This window comes from Cryptosporangium aurantiacum, assembly GCF_900143005.1.
In the GTDB taxonomy this organism is placed as follows: domain Bacteria; phylum Actinomycetota; class Actinomycetes; order Mycobacteriales; family Cryptosporangiaceae; genus Cryptosporangium; species Cryptosporangium aurantiacum.
This window is the reverse complement of sequence record NZ_FRCS01000017.1, coordinates 1-21,365: the sequence shown is the minus strand read 5'-3', so window position 1 is coordinate 21,365 and position 21,365 is coordinate 1. Positions and strand designations below refer to the sequence as shown.

Annotated in this window: 24 protein-coding genes, 1 pseudogene and 1 riboswitch; of the genes and pseudogenes, 6 read left to right on the top strand and 19 right to left on the bottom strand. The window is 72.1% G+C overall.

Annotated elements, in window-relative coordinates:
- Nucleotide 1: 1 nt before the first annotated feature.
- Entirely contained in the window at nt 2-844 is an 843-nt protein-coding gene (locus BUB75_RS35955; RefSeq protein ID WP_073264028.1) for an NmrA family NAD(P)-binding protein, read from the top strand.
- Between the two features lie 12 nt (nt 845-856).
- A complete protein-coding gene (locus BUB75_RS35950; protein WP_073263811.1) occupies nt 857-1,279 on the top strand; it encodes a cupin domain-containing protein in 423 nt (140 codons plus the stop codon).
- Nucleotides 1,280-1,382: 103 nt separating this feature from the next.
- Here the strand turns inward: BUB75_RS35950 and BUB75_RS47895 are convergent, their stop codons facing one another.
- Nucleotides 1,383-1,784: an LLM class oxidoreductase gene (locus BUB75_RS47895; protein WP_178380073.1), complete on the bottom strand. Its 402-nt coding sequence runs from the start codon at nt 1,782-1,784 to the stop codon at nt 1,383-1,385.
- A pseudogene (locus BUB75_RS48650) lies at nt 1,735-2,190 on the bottom strand (LLM class flavin-dependent oxidoreductase); the annotation flags it as partial. The pseudogene BUB75_RS48650 and the gene BUB75_RS47895, both read right to left, overlap by 50 nt.
- 104 nt (nt 2,191-2,294) lie before the next feature.
- Here BUB75_RS48650 and BUB75_RS35940 point away from each other — a divergent pair.
- Nucleotides 2,295-2,729 (top strand): DUF4440 domain-containing protein, encoded by a 435-nt coding sequence (locus BUB75_RS35940; protein ID WP_073263809.1) that lies wholly within the window; start codon nt 2,295-2,297, stop codon nt 2,727-2,729.
- A gap of 2 nt (nt 2,730-2,731) precedes the next feature.
- Here the strand turns inward: BUB75_RS35940 and BUB75_RS35935 are convergent, their stop codons facing one another.
- The 8 genes from BUB75_RS35935 to BUB75_RS46725 form a co-directional block, all read right to left on the bottom strand.
- Nucleotides 2,732-3,640, bottom strand: a complete 909-nt coding sequence (locus tag BUB75_RS35935; RefSeq protein WP_143175637.1) for an alpha/beta fold hydrolase — start codon at nt 3,638-3,640, stop codon at nt 2,732-2,734.
- 94 nt (nt 3,641-3,734) lie between these two features.
- Nucleotides 3,735-3,863 carry a dihydrofolate reductase family protein gene (locus BUB75_RS48290; RefSeq protein ID WP_281248426.1) on the bottom strand — a complete coding sequence of 43 codons (129 nt, stop codon included), beginning with the start codon at nt 3,861-3,863 and terminating at the stop codon, nt 3,735-3,737.
- A gap of 14 nt (nt 3,864-3,877) precedes the next feature.
- Nucleotides 3,878-4,675, bottom strand: a complete 798-nt coding sequence (locus BUB75_RS46730) for a hypothetical protein (protein ID WP_073263805.1) — start codon at nt 4,673-4,675, stop codon at nt 3,878-3,880.
- 46 nt (nt 4,676-4,721) lie between these two features.
- On the bottom strand, nt 4,722-5,759 hold the full coding sequence (locus tag BUB75_RS35925) for a glycerophosphodiester phosphodiesterase family protein (RefSeq protein ID WP_084742133.1): 1,038 nt from the start codon (nt 5,757-5,759) through the stop codon (nt 4,722-4,724).
- 116 nt (nt 5,760-5,875) lie between these two features.
- Nucleotides 5,876-6,088, bottom strand: a complete 213-nt coding sequence (locus BUB75_RS35920; RefSeq protein WP_073263803.1) for a hypothetical protein — start codon at nt 6,086-6,088, stop codon at nt 5,876-5,878.
- Between the two features lie 5 nt (nt 6,089-6,093).
- Nucleotides 6,094-7,044: a hypothetical protein gene (locus tag BUB75_RS35915; protein ID WP_073263801.1), complete on the bottom strand. Its 951-nt coding sequence runs from the start codon at nt 7,042-7,044 to the stop codon at nt 6,094-6,096.
- 30 nt (nt 7,045-7,074) lie between these two features.
- Nucleotides 7,075-8,322, bottom strand: coding sequence for a SpoIID/LytB domain-containing protein (locus tag BUB75_RS35910; RefSeq protein WP_073263799.1), 1,248 nt, complete (start codon nt 8,320-8,322; stop codon nt 7,075-7,077).
- 165 nt (nt 8,323-8,487) lie between these two features.
- Nucleotides 8,488-8,880 (bottom strand): hypothetical protein, encoded by a 393-nt coding sequence (locus BUB75_RS46725; RefSeq protein WP_073263797.1) that lies wholly within the window; start codon nt 8,878-8,880, stop codon nt 8,488-8,490.
- A 106-nt stretch (nt 8,881-8,986) separates the two neighbouring features.
- Between BUB75_RS46725 and BUB75_RS35895 the strand changes: the two genes are divergently transcribed.
- The 3 genes from BUB75_RS35895 (at nt 8,987) to BUB75_RS35885 (ending at nt 12,921) form a co-directional block, all read left to right on the top strand.
- Nucleotides 8,987-11,110: a sensor histidine kinase gene (locus BUB75_RS35895; RefSeq protein WP_178380075.1), complete on the top strand. Its 2,124-nt coding sequence runs from the start codon at nt 8,987-8,989 to the stop codon at nt 11,108-11,110.
- Nucleotides 11,111-11,215: 105 nt separating this feature from the next.
- Complete coding sequence (locus BUB75_RS35890) at nt 11,216-11,677, top strand: response regulator transcription factor (RefSeq protein ID WP_073264022.1); 462 nt, start codon at nt 11,216-11,218, stop codon at nt 11,675-11,677.
- 11 nt (nt 11,678-11,688) lie between these two features.
- Nucleotides 11,689-12,921, top strand: a complete 1,233-nt coding sequence (locus BUB75_RS35885) for a GAF domain-containing sensor histidine kinase (RefSeq protein WP_084742152.1) — start codon at nt 11,689-11,691, stop codon at nt 12,919-12,921.
- On the opposite strand, the gene BUB75_RS35880 is transcribed toward BUB75_RS35885, so the two are convergent.
- The 9 genes from BUB75_RS35880 to BUB75_RS44595 all read right to left on the bottom strand — a co-directional run.
- Nucleotides 12,902-13,672 carry an ABC transporter ATP-binding protein gene (locus BUB75_RS35880; RefSeq protein WP_073263795.1) on the bottom strand — a complete coding sequence of 257 codons (771 nt, stop codon included), beginning with the start codon at nt 13,670-13,672 and terminating at the stop codon, nt 12,902-12,904. The genes BUB75_RS35885 and BUB75_RS35880 overlap by 20 nt on opposite strands.
- Nucleotides 13,669-14,676 carry a FecCD family ABC transporter permease gene (locus tag BUB75_RS35875; RefSeq protein ID WP_073263793.1) on the bottom strand — a complete coding sequence of 336 codons (1,008 nt, stop codon included), beginning with the start codon at nt 14,674-14,676 and terminating at the stop codon, nt 13,669-13,671. Before BUB75_RS35875 ends, BUB75_RS35880 begins: the two co-directional genes overlap by 4 nt.
- Nucleotides 14,677-15,423 carry a class I SAM-dependent methyltransferase gene (locus BUB75_RS35870; RefSeq protein ID WP_073263791.1) on the bottom strand — a complete coding sequence of 249 codons (747 nt, stop codon included), beginning with the start codon at nt 15,421-15,423 and terminating at the stop codon, nt 14,677-14,679. It lies immediately after the preceding gene.
- On the bottom strand, nt 15,420-16,415 hold the full coding sequence (locus tag BUB75_RS35865; RefSeq protein WP_073264019.1) for an ABC transporter substrate-binding protein: 996 nt from the start codon (nt 16,413-16,415) through the stop codon (nt 15,420-15,422). Before BUB75_RS35865 ends, BUB75_RS35870 begins: the two co-directional genes overlap by 4 nt.
- Nucleotides 16,416-16,472: 57 nt before the next feature.
- Nucleotides 16,473-16,653, bottom strand: a riboswitch (cobalamin riboswitch).
- A gap of 10 nt (nt 16,654-16,663) precedes the next feature.
- A complete protein-coding gene (locus tag BUB75_RS35860; protein ID WP_073263789.1) occupies nt 16,664-17,359 on the bottom strand; it encodes a class I SAM-dependent methyltransferase in 696 nt (231 codons plus the stop codon).
- On the bottom strand, nt 17,356-18,132 hold the full coding sequence (locus BUB75_RS35855; RefSeq protein WP_073263787.1) for an ABC transporter ATP-binding protein: 777 nt from the start codon (nt 18,130-18,132) through the stop codon (nt 17,356-17,358). The genes BUB75_RS35860 and BUB75_RS35855 overlap by 4 nt, the downstream gene beginning before the upstream one ends.
- Nucleotides 18,129-19,085 (bottom strand): ABC transporter substrate-binding protein, encoded by a 957-nt coding sequence (locus BUB75_RS35850; protein ID WP_084742130.1) that lies wholly within the window; start codon nt 19,083-19,085, stop codon nt 18,129-18,131. The genes BUB75_RS35855 and BUB75_RS35850 overlap by 4 nt, the downstream gene beginning before the upstream one ends.
- Nucleotides 19,086-19,156: 71 nt before the next feature.
- On the bottom strand, nt 19,157-20,248 hold the full coding sequence (locus tag BUB75_RS35845) for a FecCD family ABC transporter permease (RefSeq protein ID WP_073263783.1): 1,092 nt from the start codon (nt 20,246-20,248) through the stop codon (nt 19,157-19,159).
- 919 nt (nt 20,249-21,167) lie between these two features.
- Nucleotides 21,168-21,365 (bottom strand): HNH endonuclease signature motif containing protein (locus BUB75_RS44595; protein ID WP_178380074.1); only part of this gene is annotated, 198 nt, incomplete at its 5' end.

The following is a 21,365-nucleotide window of genomic DNA, read 5'->3' as shown; positions in this document are numbered from 1 at the left end:
GATGATCCTGGTTCTCGGCGCGACGGGCTCGATCGGGACGCCGCTGGTGCGCGCCCTCCGCGACGCGGGGGAGCCGGTCCGGGCGTTCGTCCGCGATCCGGCCGAGGGCGAGGCGCTGGGCGTGCCGTACGCCGTCGGTGACCTGGACGACCCGGCGTCGGTGGCGGCTGCGCTCGACGGCGTCGACCGACTGTTCCTCAACGCCGGCGGTGCGGTGCCCGCGGCTGGTGAGCAGCCGATGGTGCGGCAGCAGAAGGCGGCGATCGACGCCGCCGCGGTGGCCGGGGTGAGCCGGGTGGTCAAGGTGTCGGTGTGGGGTGCGAAGCCGGGCGGCCGCCTCGCCGAAGGAGCGCACTGGGAGATCGAGCGGTACCTGGAAGCCTCCGGGCTGTCGTGGGCGACGCTGCAGCCCAGCGGGTTCATGCAGAACTTCCGCACCGGTGCGGGGGCGTTCACCGACGACGGTGACCTGATCGGCGCCTACGGGAACGCCCGCGTGTCCTACATCGACGCCGCCGACATTGCCGCGTGTGGCGCCGCACTGCTCGCCGGCTCATGGCGTCCGAAGGAGACTTTTGTATTGACCGGGCCGGAAGCGCTCACGCACGCCGAGATCGCCGCGTTGCTCGCGGCCGCCTGGCGGCGGCCGATTCGCTACGTGGACCTGTCCCCGGACGAGTTCACCGCGCGGCTGGTCGCCCAGGGGCTTCCCCACGACTTCGCGAACGACGTGGCGACGCTCTACCGCGAGGTGGCAGCGGGTTCACTGGCGGCGACGACGACGCACGTCGAGGAGCTCACCGGCCGTCCGCCACGCTCGTTCGCCGAGTTCCTCGCCCAGTAGGCTGGTGCCACCATGAGCGAGCCGGACGCCTTCCACCGCCGCCTCCATCACATCGCCGGTGCGGGGCTGTCCCGCGACACCGCCCAGACACCGGGTATGCGCAGGGTCGAGGCGATCAGCGGCCGGTCGGTCGGCGCCGAGGCGCTCTGGATGGGGCAGACGCACGTCGAGCCGGGTGTGGCCTCGGCGAACCACCATCACGGGGCGTCCGAGACCGCGATCTACGTGGTCAGCGGCCATCCGGAGTTCGTGTTCCTCGGTGAGGACGGCGACGAGGTGCGGCTGCGCACCGGGCCGGGCGACTACGTCTACGTGCCGCCGTGGGTGCCGCACCGGGAGGAGAACCCCGACCCCGACGAGGAGGCCGTCGTCGTGATCGCCCGGACGACCCAGGAAGCGATCGTGGTGAACCTGCCCAGCCTGCGGCAGGGCTAGAACGGCTGCTGCGCGGGCCAGGTTGCAACTAAGAGTGGTGTGGGCGCGCGCCCACACCACTCTTAGTTGCAGGGAAGGGGCCAGGCCCCGACATGCGCGGGGGTCAGGCCTTGTCGAAGGCGGCTCGGCGGAGGCGGCGGGCGGGGTGTTCGTCGGGGAGGAACGGGCCGTGTCCGGGGAAGAACTTCTCCCGGAGCGTCCCCGGCCCGTAGCTCTTCTGCAGCAGGCCCCGCTGCCGCAGCACCGGCGCGACGTGATCGGCGAAGTCCTGGAACGTGCCGGGTGAGGTCACGTACTGCACGTTCAGCCCGTCCACACCGGCGTCCTGCCAGGCCTCGATCCGGTCGGCGATCTGCTCCGGCGTGCCCACCACCCGCAGGTTCCCGAACCACCGCACGAGCTCGCCGATCGTCCAGTCCGGGTTCGGCGACTGGTCGATCAATGTCTTCGCGATGCCGTCCGCGCTCGCCGTGGAACGTGACCCGCTCCCGGGTCCAGAGCGCACGGACGATCTGCAGGAACTCTCTCGTGCGCGCGTACCGGTGGGCGCGGTCGCCCTCGACCTCGCCGTACGCGGCGAGGTCGTCGGCGCCGGAGACGACGTTGACCAGCACCCGCCCGTCGCTCAGGTGGTCCAGTGTCGCGGCGGCTGCGGCGAACTGGGCCGGGCGCCAGTAGCCGGGCCGGACCGCGATCAGCGGCCGGAACGTCGTGGTGCGGGCCGCCAGCGCGGTCGCCACCGTGAACGTGTCGGGGCGCCCCCAGCCGGTGCCGAGCGAGGCCCCGTCCCAGCCATAGGCCTCCAGGGCGCGCGCCTGCGCGGTGAGCGTCGCCAGGCTGTTGTGGTTCTCGACGACGTCGTCACCGCGGTGACCGGCCTGGACCTCGTTCGGGATGTACCAGAGGAACACCCACCTATCCTATGGGTTATATAGATCCAAGCCCCGGGCTTGCGCTGAACTGCGGTTGAGCTTTTAGCGTCCGAAGTGACAGTCTTCGACGCTTTGGAGGTCCGATGTCTCGACCCACGCTGAGTGACCCGGCGGCGCTGCGCGCCGCGGAGGAGGCGGTCGAGCGCTTCGCCGACGAACTGCAGGCCGCCGGTGAGGCGTTCGACGCCGATCTGTACGACCGGTCTTTTGCGGACGACGTCCTGTGGGGCAGTCCGTACGGCGCGACGCTCGCGGGCTTCGCGTCGCTCAACCGGATCCACCACTCGCTCATGGACGCCGCCCGCGACGCCGCTGACCCGGACGCACCGTCGCGCGGGGCACCGCCCTCGAAGTTCGAGGTGGTCTCCGTACTGGCGCCCGCGCCCGGCGTCGCGGTGGCGCAGATCCGGCGGCAGGCCACGGCCGAGGGCGCGTTCTCGGAGATGGCGCTCTACGTCCTGGTCGAGCGCGAGGGCCGGTGGTGGCTCGCCGCCGCCCAGAACACCCCGATCCGCTGAGGCTAGACGTCTTCCAGACGCAGTCCGCCCGGTACCGCGAGGAACGTGGCGATGGCAGCGGCCAGGGCGGCGGGCTGTTGCTCTTGGACGTTGTGGCCCGCTTCGATCTCGACGATCGTCGCCCGGGGCACGCGGGTGCGGAACTCGTCGACGGTGGGCGGGCTCAGGAAGCCCTGCGTGCCGCGCACCAGGAGCACCGGGATCTCGGAGTTCTCCAGCGTGGGCCACAGGTCGTGGAAGTCGACGTCGAGCGTCGCGCCGGGCGGAGGACTCCCGAGGTGGTGCTTGAACACGACCGTGCCGTCGTCGCGGATCCGGGTGTTGAGCACGACGCCCCGGGTCAGCGCGCGCCGCGACGACCCGATCCCGGCGGCGAGCGCCAGCTCGACGATCTCCTCGCGGGAGCTGAACACCAGCGGGCCGGAGAGGAAGTTCGTCACCTGGGCGGCGTCCTCGGCGCGCAGGCCGGGGCTCACGTCGACGATGACCAGGCGTTCGACCAGGTCCGGGCGCGACTCGGCGAGCGCGATCGCGGTCACGCCGCCGAGCGACTGGCCGACCACGGTCTGCCGGGTCCCCGGCGCCAGCGCGTCGAGGACCGTGGCCAGCGCTGCCGCGTTCGTCCGCGGTGAGTAGTCGAAGTCGTCGCGCCACGCCGAGTCGCCGTGGCCGGGCAGGTCCACCGCTAGCGCCGGACGGCCGAGCGCCAGCAGCGTCGCGTCCCACGTGTGGGCGTTCAGGCCTCCGCCGTGCAGCAGCGTGAGCACCGGCGACTCGCCCCACAGCAGCGTGCTGACCTCACCGGACGGCGTCGTCACGCCGACGCGGGACACGGACGGCAGGTCGGCAGGCGCGCCGACCTCCGCGGCCTCTTCCGCGAGGAACTCGAACTCGGTCGGGTCGTCGCTCACCGTCATCCCTTCGCCAGCGGACCACTTCTCGGCTCTGAACTCTTTTCCACCTCACACGTTTCCGCAAGCTGACCGCGGAGGCGAAACAGTGCCGTCACACGTACTGGGTCACGACAACCCGGCCGTCGAGCACGCGGGAGCCGACCACCTGCAGCGACAGTCGTTCCGCGGTGTCCGCGAACAGCGGGCGGCCACCGCCGAGCACAACCGGGTGCACCGCCACGGGGTACTCGTCGATCAGGCCGAGCGCGGTGGTGATCCGACGAGGCGGTCGAGGCCCTCCGCGGTGCCGACCTCGGCGCGACGACCGGGATCGTCGCGGTAGGTCTGCAGCGCATGGGCGAGGAACTCGGGATCGACCAGGATGTCGCCCAGCGCCAGCCGATACCAGTAGTGACCGGGCAGCGGCGGCCGCCCGTACAGGTCGACGAAGTAGGCACCGCCCAGGACTGGGTTGGGGTGTGCCTGGAGCCAGAGCACGCGGCGATGGACCTCGTGCCGGGTCGGGCCGCCGGGCCCGAGCGCATCCCAGGGCACCAGCCTGCTGCGCAACGTGGTGATCACCAGCCCATCGGTGGTGAGCCGGAGACGCGCGGGACGGAACAGCACCAGGACGTGCGCCACCGCGAGGACGATCGCGATCACGATCGCGGCGATCGGAACCAGCACCGGTCCGATCGTCCAGAGGCCCGACCAGGTGGGCAGGAGGAGCCCGATGACCATGAACTGAGAGATGAAAAACGGGCCGGCGAAAAGCGGTGTCACCGGCGCGGCGTACGCGGGCTTCCCGGCGTAACGGCCGAGCAGGAACCCTGGTGCCGGGGATCGGCACGACCGCCAGAACACCGCGACGTGGATGAGTACCAGCCCGGCGATCGCTGCCCCGATCACGACGAGGAAGAACGCGAGCTGAACTTCCAGGCCGAGGCCGGACCCCCAGTGCGGTGGTGCGGCGCGGATTCCGACGCCGACCAGGATTCCGCAGACACCGAGGACGAGTGCGACGACGCGACTCCGCCGTACCAGGTCGGCCATGCCGGAGAGCGTCGCATGCGCGGTCGCGCGGGGTGGGAGCGGCCCGTTACCGGGGGCCGGCGCGGTACGGCCGGGGCAGGCGGTAGCCGCGCTCGGCCAGCACGGTGCGAAGGCGATCCGGGTAGTCGGTGATCAGCCCGTCGACCCCGGCGTCGATCAGCGCGTTCATCGTCGCGGTGTCGTCGACGGTCCACGGGACGACCTTCAGCCCGGCAGCGTGGGCCTCGGTGACCAGGGCTCGGGTCGTGTAGGGCCGGTACCCGGGGTCGGTCACCGAGCCGTTCTGCGGGGTGCCGTGCACCGGCGAGATCGCGTCCGCACCGAACGACTTCGCGGCCGCGACGAGGCTGCCGCCGAAGTCGTCGATGTCCAGGCCGCCCAGCCACGGCGACGCCCCCGGCTGCCCGACCTGGAGGAAGTCCCCGTTGGTCAGCGCGATGATCGGAAGCCGCGGCTCGACCTGGCGCATCCGCATCAGTGCACCCCAGTCGAAGCTCTGGATCGTCACCTGCCGCAGCAGCCCCGAGGCGCGAACCTGCCGGGCGACGACCTGGACGAACTGCTCGCGCGGCGCGGTCTGGGTCGGTGCGCCTGCCTCCACCTTGGTCTCGATGTTCAGCCGGACGCCCCACGCGCGGTACCGACGGACGAGCGCGAACACGTCGGTGAGCAGCGGCATCCGGGCGCCGGGGGACGCGACCTGCCCCGGGAAGGCGGGAAGCGTCTTCGATCCGCAGTCCAGCGTGCGGACCTGCGCCAGCGTCAGCGTGTTCACGTACTTACCGACGTACGGGTACTCCGCGTCGCCGGGCGCGACCGGCCCGGTGTCGGCGCACTTCGACCCGCTGACCTGCCGGTCGTGCGTGACCACGGCGGCGCCGTCCTGGGTGATCTGGACGTCGAGCTCCAGCGTGCTGACGCCCAGCTCGAGTGCCTTGCTGAACGCGGCGATCGTGCTCTCCACGGTCAGCCCGAGCCCTCCGCGGTGGGCCTGCAGGTCGAACGTCCGCGGGCGTGCGTGCGCCGGTGCGCCGAACGTCAGAACGGTCACGGCGACGACGAGGGTGACGAGTAACCGGCGCACAGCGGAGCACCTTCCGGCGGTCGACGGGGCGCCAACCACAGTGGTCAGACGAGCCCACGGCGAGCCGACCGACAAGACAATGCCGGACGAAGAGGGACTGAACGGCGGGTGCGCTGCTAACGCGTCGACGGCTCGGCGATCGCGTCGGCGGCGTCGCTCCAGGGGGTCAGGTCGAGCGCCGGATAGCGCAGCGCCATACCGGCCAGCGTGTCCGGTGTCCAGAAAGGATGCCCCGGTGGCGGGAAGCCGAGCGCCAGCAGCTCGCGCACTCCGGCCCGGACGACGAACCCGTCGGTCTCCCACGTGTGTACCGCGTCGGTCAGCTCCACGGGTCTCAGACCACCAGCGCCGGCAGGTCGCTCTGGGCGAGCATCTGGAACACCAGGTAGGCGTTGTCCGGTGTGCCGGCCTGCCAGCTGACGACGTGCTCGTCGCCGCCGACGTCTCGGACGGTGGCCGATTTCAGCAGTTCCGCGTACGGCCGCTGGGTTCTCGCCGACGCGCCACGATCGAGCGCGTCGCGGACCTCGGTGGCGTACGTGTCGGCCGCCGCGGACGTCGACCAGGCCGTGCACGCCAGCGCCTGCGGCGTGTCACCGCCGCTCTTCGGCCTGCGGACGCCGACCGCCGTCATCGTCGGACCGTCCGGTGCCTTCGGATCCTGCGAAATCACGAACGACGCCGCGACCACATCTCCCAGACAGGAGGCGAGTGCAGCCACGCGCCGGTCGTCCGCGAGCGAACCACCGTCCGGGGAGCCGACGTCGGACAAGCCCCCGTCCGTTCCCCCGTAGACGACGTCTTCCCCGTCGGTCCGCACCCGGGCCAGGATGATCGGCAGCGTCGAGCCGTCCCCACCCGCGCCCAACGCCGGCGCCACCAGCTCGTCGCCGTCGCGTTTCCAGCCGGCGCCGGTCAGCTGCTTCTCGACCTCGTCGGCGTCCTGGCCACCGGCGAGCAGCGAGACCGTCTCCGGGGCCCGGCCCGCGGTCACCGTGAACGACGCCGACTTGGGCCGCAGCCCCTTGGCCTGGTCCGCGTACGTCGTCAGCGCCGCGACCCCGGACAGCGACAGCGCGCCGAACGTCTCACCGAGCGAAGCCAGCGCCGCCGTGTCGTCGAACGTGATCTGCTGCCGGGTCGTGTCGGTGGCCGCGACCCGGCCGAGGGCCCGCTCGAGGGCGGTGCCGCTATCCGGCCCGGACGACTCGGGCGACTCCGACGAGCACCCGTTCACGAGCGCCAGACACACGAGCGCGCAGAGCAGCACCGGCCTCAGTTGCATCAGCCATTATCGACACGGCCGATCAACCCCTTACTTCGTGAACCCGAAGTACGTGCTCCGCAGCCCCAGCTTGGTCCGGAACGTCGCGCCGGTGACCGAGATCGTCGTCTTCTTGCCGCCGGCGACGACGCCGGTGAGCTGGACGGTCTCCGCCCGGCCGCTCCAGCGTCCGACGCCGGTGCGCTTGGTGACCTTGACCGCGGTGACCTTCGTCAGACCGGCCGAACCGTCGAGGGCGGCCAGCTGTGCCGGGGTGAGGACCTTCGTCCAGTTCGTCGCCGACGAGCCGGCGGCCAGCGTGTGGGGGTCGGCCTTGGCCGGGAGGTAGCTGACGCCACCGGAGGCGGTGTAGCCGCCGCTGTCGGAGGAGAACTCGGCGCTGATGACCTTGCCGCCGACGGTCAGGACCTTGCCCGCCGTGGCGGTGATCGCGGCGTTCGTCGCGGCGGTCTCCGAGAGCTTGCCGTCCCAGCACTGGTTGGCCTGGGTGTCGATGACGTCGTAATAGCGGGACGGGGTGATCTTCGCGGTGGCGTAGGTGCGGGCCGCGATCGTTTGGGCCTGCAGGGCCGCGGCGGCCCAGCTGGAGGGCATCTCGGACGCGACGACGCCACGCAGGTAGGCGTCGATCGGCATCCGCGCCAGGTAGTGCGCCGTACCGCCGGAGACGACGGCCTGGAGCGAGCCGTTGAACGTCACGCTGGTGCCGCCACGGCAGTCGCTCTTGGCCCTGCTGTAGTTGACCTTCAGCGTCGACGGGCCGCTGAACGACACCGGCGCGGCGAGCGTGTAGCTGGTCTTCCAGGCGGTGCCGACCTTCTGCTGGATCACGTAGCTGTTCCCGGTCCGGGCCACGTGCCAGCCCGACCGCGCGGGCAGCGCCACCTTCTTGCCGTTGCCCGCGGTGGCGACCAGGCCGGTCACGGTGGTGCCGGACGTCGGGGCGAACGTGAAGTGCCCGCCGTCGATCGCCGAGAGCCGGACGCGCAGCGCCGGGTTGCCCTTCGAGGTGACCGCCGCGCCGGGGTAGTAGAAGTTGACGATCTTCGTCGCGGACAGACCCTTCTTCGCGGCGCCCTTCGCGCCGTACTGGCTCATCCCGCGGCCGTGGCCGAAACCGGCGCCGTAGAGGGTCAGGCCGGCGTTCGACACCGTGGCGCTGGACGCCGTAGCCGCTGCCGCCGCGGTCGGGGGGACGGCGAGTGCGCCGACCAGTACCGCCGCCACCGCGGTGGGCAGGATCAGGCCACGCCGGAGGGCCGTGGTGGTTCGCGCCATGGGTCGTCGTCCTCGCGTCTGTCGGTGTCGGCTTCGGTCGTGGAATCGGGATCCACGTCCGAGCCGTCGACACGACGTGAGGCGGCGTGAGACAAGGGTGCGTCGTGCAACCGGGTGAGCCCGCAACTACTCCGGTGCGGCAACCAACTGCGCGACGGCCCGCTCTTAGCGGGGTAAGCCGCCGTTGGCGGCCAGGGCCTTCACCATCGCGTCCCAGTCGCGGGGGTGCGCGTAGCGTCGATAGGCGGGGACGCGATGCGCCTGGCCGAATCGCCGGACGACGAGCCGCCCACCACCGGTCTCGATCCGGTCCCGCGGCTTCAGCGCGAGGGAGTCCCACCGGCCGACGGTCGCGACGCGGATCTGCGACTCGCTGATCGTCACGTACGCCATCGGGCCGGAATAGAGGATGCCGGTCAGGACCAGGAAGCCGGTCGCCGCCAGGACCGGGTACAGAACTCCGGGCTGGTCGCGCCAGAGCAGAACGGTGAGCACGCCGAGCAGCGCCCCGGTTCCGAGAAACGATGCGGCCAGCCAACGAGCGAATCGGACCCGCATGTCGTCAATCTTGGCGGAGCGTGCGGCGCGGGGGCCGAGGTTTGCCGAGTTAGCCCGCTTCGTACCGTTTATGGGTGTTACTGTGGCTTTCCGGGTGGGGGGCTACGTGAGCGTCAGCGGGAACCGTAAACAGAAGCGGGGGCGCATCGCGGTCGCCGAGCGTGCGGTGAGGCCGGACGAGGTGGCCGCGCTTGCCGCGCGCCTCGTGGACGCTCCGGCGGCGGTGTGCACCACGATCGACGACGACCAGGAGCGACTCGACGGCCGGTACGGTGCGGTCGCCGACGAGTGGCCCGTCGTGTGCCCGGTCGCGGACGGTCCCGCCACCTGCCTCCTCCGCTCCGACGCCTCGGTCGTGGTCGACGACACGGGCGCTGACCTGCGCTGGGGATGCTGCTCGGTGGTCGTGTCCGGGGGCGTGCGGGCGCTGCTCGGGGTGCCGTTGCGGGACTACGGCGGGCGGATCGTCGGCGCGCTCTACGTCGTCGACACGGCGCCCCGCCGCTGGAACACCGAGGAGGTCGACGCGATAGCGCGGCTGGCCGCGCTGGCGGACGCGAGGCCCGCGCCGGGGCCGGTGGCGGTGCCGGAGGCGCCGCCGGAAGCCGTCGCGCAGCACCCGTTCTTGGCCGCCGTGTTCGACACCCTGGACGTCGGGGTGGCCGCCTGCGACACGCAGGGCCGCCTGGTCCTCTACAACCGGGCGCTGCGGGAGCTCCGGGGTTTGCCGGACGCCTGGTCACCGGTGGACGGGGTGGCCGCGTCGCTGGCCACCAACCCGCTGCTCGACGCGGACGGACGGCCGGTGACCGCCGCCGGGACGCCGCTGCTGCGCGCGCTGCGCGGCGAGGTCGTCGAGCAGGCCGACCTCATCCTGTCCGACCCCGGCCGGCGCGTGCGGATCGGCTCGGCGCGGGCCAAACCGATCTACTCCGCCGAGGGCCGCTGCCTGGGTGCGGTGGTCGCCTGCCACGACATCACCGACCGCCGCCGCGCCGAGCGGTTCGCCGACTGCGAGCTGCAGGTCGCGAAGGCGCTCGCCGAAGCCCCGTCGGTCAGCGCCGCGGCGCCCGCGGTCCTGGAGGCGGTGGCACGCAGCCTCCAGTGGCCGCACGCCGAGCTGTGGCTGCTCGACCCGACGTCCGAGTACCTGGAGGCAGTGGCGCAGTGGAGCGCGCCAGCGCTCGACCTCCGGGTCGACCTACCGGCCGTCACCGGCCCGGAGGGCATCGTCGGGTCGGTCTGGGCGGGTGGCCGGCCGCTCTGGGTGCCCGACCTGCTCACCAGCCCGTACGTGGCCACCGGCGAGGCGGCGGCGCGGACCAGGGAGTGCGCGCGCCAGGGACTCCGCACGGTGCTGGCGGTGCCGCTGCTCGACGAGGGTGTGGTGCAGGGGGTGCTCGCCTGCTTCGCGGACACGATCGAGGGCAGCGAGGATCTCCTCACCACGCTGCTGGGCACGATCGCGCACCAGATCGGGCAGTTCATGGCCCGGCGGCGCGCCGACGAGCTGGCCCTCGACCTGGCCCGCACCAAGGACCAGTTCCTCGCGCTGGTCAGCCACGAGATGCGCACCCCGCTCACCGCGATCTCGACCTACACCGAGCTGATCCTCACCGACCCTGACCAGGAGTGCTCGCCCTCGCACCGGCTGCTGCTGGAACGCGTCGACCGCAACACCCGCAGCCTGCGGGCGATCGTCAACGACCTGCTGGACCTCGCCGCGCTGGAGTCCGGCCGGTTCACCGTCCGCCGCGACAAGATCGACCTGGTCGGCGTCGTCGTGGAGTCGGTCGGCGCCGCCGCGACCGCCGCCCGCACCGCCGGCGTGGAGATCCGCTGCGAGCTGCCGGACCGCGTCGACCTCTGGGCCGACGCCGTCCGCCTCCGCCAGGTGCTGGACAACCTTGTCTCCAACGCGGTGAAGTACAGCCCGCACGGCGGGGAGGTCGTGATCCGGGTCCGGCCGGAGCCGGACGCGGTGGACCTGACGGTCAGCGACACCGGCATCGGGATCCCGGAGGCCGAACGCGCGCGGCTGTTCCACCGCTTCTACCGCACCTCGACCGCCCGCAACCACGGCATCCCCGGCACCGGGCTGGGGCTGACGATCGTCCGGGCGATCGTCGAGGCGCACGGCGGCACGATCGGGATCGCCGACACGACCGGGCCCGGCACGACGTTCGACGTCCGCCTGCCGACCACGGCGCCCGCGGAGACGCCGGACTGACGCTCCCGAGCCGCCCCGGATCTGCACCGGTCCCGGTGCGGCACGACACCGATGGTTCTCTCAGCGCGGGCTCCGACCGCGGTCCGCTCCGAGAGGACTCCGATGATGAAGGCGTTTGCTCCGGCCACCACGCTGGCCGAACCGCGAGTTCCCACGACCGGAGCGCAGGTCCTCGTCATCGACGACGACCCCGACATCCGGGCGATGCTCGAGTGGGCGCTCTCCCGCTCCGGCCTGGACGTGGCCACGGCCGTCGACGGCCGCACCGGCCTGGCGGCAGCGAGCGCGCTCCGCCCGGACCTGATCGTGCTGGACGTCATGATGCCCGGCCAGTCCGGTCTGCTGGTCTGCGACCAGCTGCGGCGTACTTCCTCGACGATGACGACGCCGATCCTGATGCTCAGCGCCGCACCCACCGAGACGAACATGGCCTGGGGCCGGGAGGCGGGCGCCAACGCGTTCCTGGCCAAGCCGCTCAGCCCGGCGCTGCTCACCGCGCACGTCCACCGGATGCTCGACGAGGGTCCCGCCACGCCGCCGCCGTGGCACGCGCCCCGCTCGCGGTGACCGGATCCGCGATGGACGAGTCCCTCGAACTCGCACGCCTGGCCGCGCTGCACAGCTACCAGCTGCTCGACCGGCCGCGCCCCGCGGTGCTCGACAACCTCACCGGGCTCGCCGCCGCGCTGTTCGACACCCCGATGTCGGCGGTGTCGCTGATCGACCGGGACCGGCAGTGGTTCGCGGGCAAGACCGGTCTCGCCGGCGACCAGATGTCCCGTGCCGTGTCGTTCTGCGCGCACACGCTGCCGGACCAGAGCCTCGTGGTGGTGCCGGACGCCCGGCGGGACGACCGGTTCGCCGAGTTCCCCACCGTGCTCGGCGCCCCCCACGTCCGGTTCTACGCGGGCGCGCCGATCGTCGACGAGGACGGGTACGCGCTCGGTGCGGTGTGCGTCATCGACGACCGGCCGCGGGACACCACCGACCGGCTGCTCGACCAGCTGACCGCGCTGGCCGGGCAGGCGGCCGGTCACTTCGCGCTGATCCGCAGCCGGCTGCTGCTGGCCGGTCTCGGCGACGAGCTCGCGCGCGCCGAACAGCGCGAGGAGGACCTCGTCGCGACGATCTCGCACGAGCTCCGCACGCCGGTCGCGTCCATCCAGGGGTACCTCGAGCTGGTGGCCGACGACCCCGCCCTGGCCGACCGGTTCGCCGAGCCGATCCGCCGCAACGGCGATCGGCTCGTCGCGATGGTCGACCACCTGCTGGCCGGGACCCGTCCGGTCCCGACGCTCCCCGCCCCGGTCCGCGCACCGGTGGACCTGCGGGCGGTGGCCGAGGCCGCGATCCGCGGCTGCACGGATCTGGCCGCCTCCCGCGACGTGCCGATCGTTCTCGACGCGCCGGTCGCCGTCCCCGCCGACGCGGACGCGGTCCGGCTCGCCGACGCGACCGGACAGCTCGTCCGCAACGCGGTGCTGTTCAGCCCACCCGGCGCCACGGTGACCGTGCGCGTGCAGCGGTGCGACGACGGGCGGCCGCAGCTGCGCGTCCTCGACCACGGGGCCGGTATCCCGGCGGGGGAGGCCCCGTACCTGTTCGACCGGTTCTCCCGCGGGCGGCACGCGCGGGACTACGCGGTCCCCGGCGTGGGGCTCGGGCTGTCGATCGCGCGGCAGTGGGTGGAGGCGCACGGCGGTGAGCTGTGCTACGAGCCCGCCCCGGGCGGTGGTTCGATTTTCGTCCTGACGTTGCCCCGCAGCACCGAGGAACGCTCGGATCGAACGGTCACGCTCCGGGCCGGGTGAAGCGCACCGTGAGGTGGTCGTCGGACGGGTCGCGCTGCACGGTGGCGCGGACTCCGTAGACCTCGTGGATGCGGTCGGCGTCCAACACCTCGGCGGGCGTACCGGCCGCGACCGCCCGCCCGCGGTGGAGCAGCACCAGCCGGTCGCAGAACATCGCCGCCAGGTTGAGGTCGTGCAGCGCCATGACGGTCGTCACCGGCAGCGCACCGACCAGCGCGAGCAGATCGAGCTGCGCACCGATGTCCAGATGGTTCGTCGGCTCGTCGAGCAGCAGTTCGCGCGGTTGCTGGGCGAGCGCCCGGGCGATCTGGGCGCGCTGGCGTTCACCGCCGGAGAGCGTGTGCCACGCCTGGTCGAGGTGGGCGGTGAGGCCGGTCCGGGCCGCGGCGTCCAGGACCGCCCGGTCGTCGTCGGCGGTCGGGGCGCTCCAGCCGCGGCGATGCGGCGTGCGGCCGAGCGCGATGACCTCGCGGACCGTGAGGGCGACCTCGGTCGTCGCGTGCTGCGCCACCACGGCCACCCGCCGGGCGAGGTCCCGGCGCCGCACCGCGGGCAGCGGCGCGCCGTCGAGCGTCACCAGACCGGCCGTCGGCCGTCGCAGACCGGCCAGGATCCGCAGCAGCGACGACTTCCCGGACCCGTTCGGACCCAGTAAGCCGATCGTGCTGCCCGGTTCGGCGTGCAGGCTCACCGCGTCGACGATCAGCCGGCCGTCCGCCGTCCAGCTCACCGCGTCGGCGCGCAGCGTCATCGTGTCCTCCGGCTCCGGAACAGCACGATCGCGAACGCCGGGACGCCGACCAACGCGGTCACGACACCCACCGGGATCTCCTGCGGCTCGAGCACGGTCCGGCCGAGCGTGTCGACCCAGACCAGGAAGACGGCACCGACCAGCGCGGTCGCCGGCACCAACCGGCGGTGCGAGGGCCCGACCAGCGCCCGCGCGGCGTGCGGGAGCACCAGCCCGACAAACCCGATCGCCCCGGCGGCGCTGACCAGGACCGCGGTTAGCAACGCAGTGACCGTCAGCAGGATCGCGCGGACCACGTTCACCGGAACGCCGAGCGTCGCCGCGGCGTCGGAGCCGAACGCGAACGCGTCCAGCGACAACGCCAGCCCCGCGCACACCAGCAACCCGGCCGCCAGCACCGCCGCGCCCACCGCGACGTCACCCCAGCCCGCGCCGCTCAACGACCCCAGCAGCCAGAACAGTACGCCCCGGGTCTGGCGGGCATCGGCCGACGAGATCACGACGAACGACGTGATCGCGGAGAACAGCTGGGTGCCTGCCACCCCGGCGAGGATCAGCCGGTCGGTGGTACCGCCCGCGACCCGGGCCAGCACCAGGACCAGCAGGAACGCGAGCACCGCACCGGCGAACGCGCCGACGCCGAGGCCGATCGTGCCGGCACCGAGCCCGAGGACCAGCACCAGCACCGCCCCGGTGGACGCCCCCGACGAGATGCCGAGCACGTACGGGTCGGCGAGCGGATTGCGCAGCAGCGCCTGCATCACCGCACCGCACATCGCCAGGCCCGCGCCGCACACCGCGGCGAGCAGGGTGCGCGGCAGCCGCAGGTCCCACACGATCGCGTCCCGGATCCGCGACCGGCCCGACGGCCGCCCACCCAGGTGATCGGTGACCACCGCGACGACGTCCCGCACCGACAGGTCGGCCGGACCGATCGTGATCGCGACCGCGATCGACGTCACGAGGACGCCGATCCCGGCCACCCAGAAACCGAACCGGGACAACTACTTCTGCGCCCAGACCACGTAGTCGTCCAGCAGCTGCCACACGGTCCCGGTCGCACCGAAACCGGCCTGACGCAGCGCGGCGAGCCGGAAGTCCACGGTGGTCGCCGGAGCCGAGGTCCGCGCGCCGTACCGGCGGTCCCGCTCGGCGACGTGCGGGCTGAGGGCCGGGTGGGCGCGCGCGGCGTCCCACCACGTCGCCCAGTCCTCCGCGCCGGCGGCGAACGCCACCTGCTGGGTCCGCTCGTCGTGGGCCAGCGCCACCTTCTGCAGCACCGGATCGCGGTCGTCGAACCGGAAGTGGTCGCCGTCGAGCAGCACGCCACCCGGCGTGAGCAGCGCGTGCACCCGGGCGTAGAGCCGCAGCAGCTCGTCCGGTGCCAGCCAGTGCAGCGCGGTGGTGGAGACCGCGGCCGACAGGGCGCCCAGGCCGTCAGTCCAGTGCGGGTCGAGCAGATCCACGTCGACGACGGTGACCCGCTCGCCGTACTCGGACAGCGTCTTCCTGGCGAGCGCCAGCAGCACCGGGTCGTAGTCCAGGGCGACGACGCGAGCCCGCGGGAACCGCTCGAGGACCCGGCGGGTCAGCGAACCGGGGCCGCAGCCGAGGTCGACGATCGTGGCGTCGCCGCCGACGGTCAGCTCCAGCACGTCGAGCATCGCGGTGAAGCGCTGTTCGCGGCCGGCGATGTACGCGGCCTGCTGGGCGTCCCAGCGCCGGACCAGGTCGTGCAGGTCTGCAGTCATGATGTGTACCCGAGTTTCGTGAGGCCGGCGCTGACCTTCTCCACGGCCTGCACGGTGCGGATACCGGGGTCCATGTCCGAGCCGGAGAGGATGACGTAGCGCTTGTTCTTCACCGCGGTGAGCTTGCGGGCGACCGGGTCGGACTCGAGGAACTCGATCTTCGCCGCCGCGCTGTCCCCGTCGTCGCCGCGGGTGAGGTCGGCGAGGACGAGCACGGTCGGGTCGCGGTCGAGGATGCTCTCCCAGCTGGTCTCCGGCCACAGCTGGGTGCTGTCGGCGAACGCGTTCTTCGCGCCGACCGCGCCGGTCACCAGGCCCGGGGTGCCGCAGCAGCCGGCGATGTACGGCGTCTTCGTGCCGGAGTACCACCAGGCCAGCGTGGTGTTCCTGGCGTCGACGGCCTTCGCGGCGGTGGCCATCCGCTGCGTCAGCGACGTCACCAGCGCGTCGCCGCGCTGCCGGACGTCGAACAGCGTCGCGAGGTCGTCGATCTCCCGGTACAGGTCGTCGATCGTCAGCGCCCGGCTCTGGACGGCGTCCTGCCCGGTGCATTCGCTGGACGACAGGTACGTGGGGATCTTCACCGCGTCGAACTTCGCGCGGTCGGCAACGCCCTCGGGCGTGTAGGTGTACGCGAACGTCGTGTAGACGAAGTCCGGTTCCTCCTCCAGCAGCCGCTCGAACGACGGGAAGTCCTTCGCGATCCGCGGCACGGTCTCGTTCGCGGCGGCCAGGTTCGGCAGCACCGGGTCGCTCCAGGACGCCGTGCCGGCCATCCGGTCCTGAACGCCGAGCGAGAGCAGCAGCTCCGAGGCCGGTTGGCTGATCGACACCGCGTTCTCGATCGGCCGGTCGACGCTCACCTGGCGTCCGCAGTTCGCGACGCTGAGCGGGTAGCCGGGGTCGGCGGCGGACGCGGATCCGGTGTCCTGACCGCAGGACGCAAGCAGCAGCAGGCTCGCGGCAGCCGCGAGCCCATGACGTGACGACATGGGTTCCTCAAAGATCGCGGGCCCGATCGCGAGGCCCGTTGCCGATCCGGCGTCCGGGGCGGACGCCGGTCGCCAGCAGGTCTTCGGACTCGGGTTCGTCCGGCCGCGGCGCCTTCCCAGACCCATCGGTCCAGTGGCCAGTGCCGCGGCCGTCCCCCTCACCGCTGCGCGTCAGCCCCGGAATCGCACCGGGTTCCCTGACCCACTTCGTGGGTTGACTGGCGTCGTGACGATAACAGCCGGGCCGGTCAGGCCCGGCCGCGGATCAGGTACTGCAGCTGCACCTCGTGGTTCGGGGCGACGCCGAGCCGTTGGTCCAGTTCGAGCAGCGCGGTCAGCGGGACGATCTCGACGCCACGGAGCCCGGCCTCCGCCAGCACGTCCGCGGTCTGCTGGATCGACGACGCGGCGGCCAGCGGCAACGCGTCGCGGACCGACGTGTCGTACCAGCGGCCGAAGTTCTCCCCGGAGGCATCGAGCCCGTTCGGGAACCACGTGCTGTCGACGACCGCGAGCGTTCCGCCCGGACGCAGCAGCCGGATCCAGTTCGCTACCGCGATTGCCGGCTCGCGGAGCGTCCACATAACGTACCGGTTGACGACGGCGGCGAAGCTGCCGTCGGGGAAGTCAGGGGCGACCGCGTCGCCCCGCCGGAACACCGGCGGGTTCGGCAGGCCGTCGGCGTGCCTGCGGGCGCGGTCCAGCATGCCCTCGGCCAGATCGATGCCGGTGACGCGGTGGCCCAGACTTGCCAGCGTCAGCGCGACGTGGCCGCTGCCGGTGCCGACGTCGAGCACGTCGGTGGGCGCGGGCGGCAGAGCGTCGGCCCAGATCCGCGCCCAGACCGCGGCGTCGGCCGCGAGCCGGTCGGGTTGCTGCTGGTAGTCGTCGTAGGCGGGGGCGCGTTCGGTCCAGTACTGGTTGATGCGGTCCTGCACGCTCACGCGGGCGCCCTTTCGTCGGCGGGGTGGAACAGGAGGTGGAGGTGGCCGTCGAGTTCGATCCGGCGGATCCCGATGCCGTAGACCGGCTGCAGGACGTCCGGGTCGAGGACGTCGCGCGTCGGGCCGGTCGCGACCACGCCGCCGCCGTCGCCGAGGAGGACGAGGTCGTCGCAGTAGCGGGCGGCCAGGTTGAGGTCGTGGAGCACGACGATCGCGCACGTGCCGAGGTCGCGGACGAGCTGCAGGATCTCGTGCTGGTAGCGGATGTCGAGGTGGTTGGTCGGCTCGTCGAGCAGCAGGTGGGTGGCCTGCTGCGTCAACGCGCGGGCGATGAGGACGCGTTGCCGCTCGCCGCCGGAGAGGGCCGCGAACGGGCGGGCGCCGAGGCGCGTGGCGCCGACACGTTCCAGAGCGTGGGCGGCGATCGTGTAGTCGGCGGGGCTGGTGCGCTGGAACGTCGAGAGGTGCGGGCCGCGGCCGAGCAGCACCATCTCGCCCACGGTCAGCGCGGTCTCGCCACCGGTCTCCTGGACGACGACGGCGAGGCGGCGGGCGGCCTCGCGCGGGGGGAGCGCGGCGAGGTCGTCGCCGTCGACGGTGACCCGGCCGGCCGGGCTGCGCAGCGCGCCGTAGAGCAGCCGGAGCAGCGTCGTCTTGCCGCTGCCGTTCGGTCCGATCAGGCCCAGTACGCGGCCCGGCCCGGCGTCCACGCCGACGCCGTCGAGCACGAGTTTCGCGCCGTACCGCCAGGAGAGATCCGCAGCCGTGATCATCCGAAGCGCCGCACGATCTTCTCCAGGCCGGTGATCGACAGCGGAGTCGGCGGCTCGGTGAAGTTGAACAGCTGCGTCATCACGTTCTTGCTCTTCACCGCGGTGAGCTTCTCCGCGCCGGGGAGCCCGGTGATCGCCTTCTCCACCGCGGCCGGGTCGCCGTCGCTGTAGAGCAGGATCAGCACGTCGGGGTCGCGGCCGAGCAGCTCCTCGAGCGTCACCTCGAACACGCGCTCGTCGACGTTGCCGAAGACGTTGGTGAAGCCGGCGGCCGTCAGCTGGGGGTCGGCCATACTGAGGTTGCCGTACGCGTAGGTCGTGCCGCCGCCGACCGTCGGGTAGAGCACGGCCGCGGTCCGGTCGGACGCCTGCTGGACGGTGACCCGCTTCTTGAGTGCGGCGACGGCGGCCGTCGCCTCGTCGGGCCGGTTGAAGACCGCGCCGTACGACTCCATCTGGCGGTAGATGTCGTCGAACGTCGGTTTGGTCTTCGTGGTCGCGCAGAGCGCCGGTTCCTCGAGCAACGGGATGTCGACGGCGGAGAGCGTCTCGCGGGAGAGGTTGTCGACCTCGCCGAGCACCAGGTCCGGGCGCTGGCTGATCACGACCTCCTTGGAGATCTGGAGGTGGCCGCTGGTGTCGGTCTTCTCGGTCAGCAGCGGGATCTTCGCCAGCTCGGCGAGCGTCTCGGCGTCGTAGTAGTCCTTCGGGTACTGCCCGGCCCTGGCCGTGACCCGGTCCATCACGCCGAGCTCGTGCAGGTACGGAACCGCGGCGCTCTTCAGCAGGACGACGCGCTCGGGCTCGGCGTCGAACGTCACGTCGGTGCCGCAGTTGCTGACCGTGACCGGGTAGGCGCCGTCCGCGGACGTCGTCCCGCTCTCGGCTTTTTCGCCACACGCGGCGGTCAACAGGAGCAGCGACGCAGCGATCGCGAGCGAGGTTTTGCGCATGTTCGTCCTCGGAGGTCTGTTCATCGGGCGGGGGCGGTTCGTCGGGCGGGGTGTTTCAGCCGGCGGGAGGGTCAGCCGGAAGCGGCGTGGAAGCGGCGGATCAGCACGAGCAGGAAGGGCGCGCCGAGCAGGGAGGTGATGATGCCGATCGGGATCTCCTGGGGCTGGAGCAACACCCGGGAGACGACGTCGGCCCAGATCAGCAGCGCCGCGCCGAGCAGCGCGGCGACCGGGACGACGCGCACGTGGGTCGCGCCGACGAGGCGGCGGGCGAGGTGTGGGACCACCAGGCCGACGAACCCGATGCTGCCGGAGGCCGACACCAGCACACCGACGCACAGCGCGACGACGACCAGCAGCGCCATCCGGAAGCGCTCCGGGGACACGCCCAGCGTGTGGGCGGTCTCGTCGCCGATGGCGAGCGAGTCGAGGCGGCGGCCCCAGATCGTCAGCAGGATCGTCGTGCTGACGATGACAATCGCGACGACGGCCAGCGGAGCGTCCCACTGCGCCAGGCTGAGCGAGCCCAGCAGCCAGAACATCACCGACCGCGCACCCTCGGCGGATCCCGACGCGAAGATCAGGAAGCTCGTCGCGGCGTAGAGCGCGTAGCCGACCGCGACGCCCGCCAGCAGCAGCCGCAGTGAGGTGATCCGCCCGCCGCTGCGGGCGAGGAAGAACACCAGCAGCGACGCGGCGAGCGCACCCAGGAACGCGCTGAGCGGCAGCGCGTGTTCGCCGAACCCGGCGCCGAAGCCGAACAGGATCGCTGCGGCGGCGCCGCTGGAGGCGCCGGAGTTGACTCCGAGCAGGTACGGGTCGGCGAGGACGTTGCGCACCATCGCTTGCAAGGCGACGCCACAGACCGCGAGCCCGGCGCCGACCAGCGCACCGAGCAGCACGCGGGGGAGCCGGACCTGCCAGACGATCGCGTCGTCCGGCGCGGCCCAGGTCACGTCGCCGGGCCATCCGATCAGGTGGTGACCGATGATCCGGGCGACCGTGGTGGGCGCGATGCCGACCGCGCCGGACCCGACCGCGGCCACGATCGAGCCGATCAGCACCGCGGTCAGCGCGACGAGCCAGAGCGTTGTGCGGCGGCGGCGGGCGTCCACGCCGAGGGCGTCCGTTTTCTGCCGTTCCACCACGAGTCCGGACGTCAAGACTTTCCCTTCGCCAGCAGTCTGCTGTTGCAAACTACTTGCAATAGATGCGACGAGGGAAGGGGGCCCTGCGAGGAGAGACGCGCGCCACGGCGACGTCGAGCGTGGGGCTCCGGCGAGGGCGCGCGGACGTCGTCGTGCCCGGTCGCGAGCGGCAGCAGCGGCGGCGGCAGCGGTCGCGTGTAGCGAAGCGCCGTGATGACCGCGGTCGGTGAATTGCTCGCTGGCGGCGGCCACGATCGCCTCGCGCTAGCCGCTGGGCGCACGCCGGGATCCCTCTGGATTTCGTCAAGGCTCGAGGTCACCACTGGTCGTCGAGTTCAGCGACTCGGCGGCGAAGTGCGCGGGCGTCGTGCCGAGGCAGTGCATGGACGACGATGTGCAGGATGCGGCGTAGCTCGATTGGGTCGGGGCAGCAGGCGAGGACGCCGCAGCCGTCTGCCGGGTCGAATAGCCGGTGGTACGGGTCACGAAGGAACTGAGCCCATGCGTCGAGGGCTTCTCGTGCCGCGCCGGGCCAGAGCCGGGTTCGTTCGAGTTGCGCGATCGCGGCGCGGCCGGGTGGGCTGAGGCCGGGGATGGTGGGGACGGGTTCGTGAAGGCGGCGGTGTGCGGCGCGTACTCGCGCCGGTGACCTACGCGCCATTGCCCTTTCGGGTAGCCGCCATGGGGCCATCGTCGCATGAGCTCGGCCAGTCTGGCCTGATCCTTGGGCAGCGGCCTGCCGTGCAGCTGCTTCCCCGCTTGGGCTCAACACGGTCGCGTAAGGACCGTCCTCCCCGACGTACTGAACTCACGTCCGACTCTCTCCCGCGTCCCCGGGAACAGGATGGGGTCGCCGGTCAGGGAACGGGCTGATGGGCATGCCTGAGTGCCGGGCGGCGGGGGTGCCGCCCGGCTGTTTCGGCTGTTGGGGTCGCTAGTCGGGTGGGTCGAGGATGGTGCCGTCGGGTCGGCGGATGGTGAGTTCTCGTCCGTCGAGTTGGAGGGTCCAGCCTTCGTCGTGGACGCGGTGGTGATGAAAACCGCACAGGAGGATGAGGTTGTTCATGTCGGTTGGTCCGCCGTGGGTCCAGGGGATGATGTGGTGGGCTTGGGTCCAGTGGGGTGGGCGGGT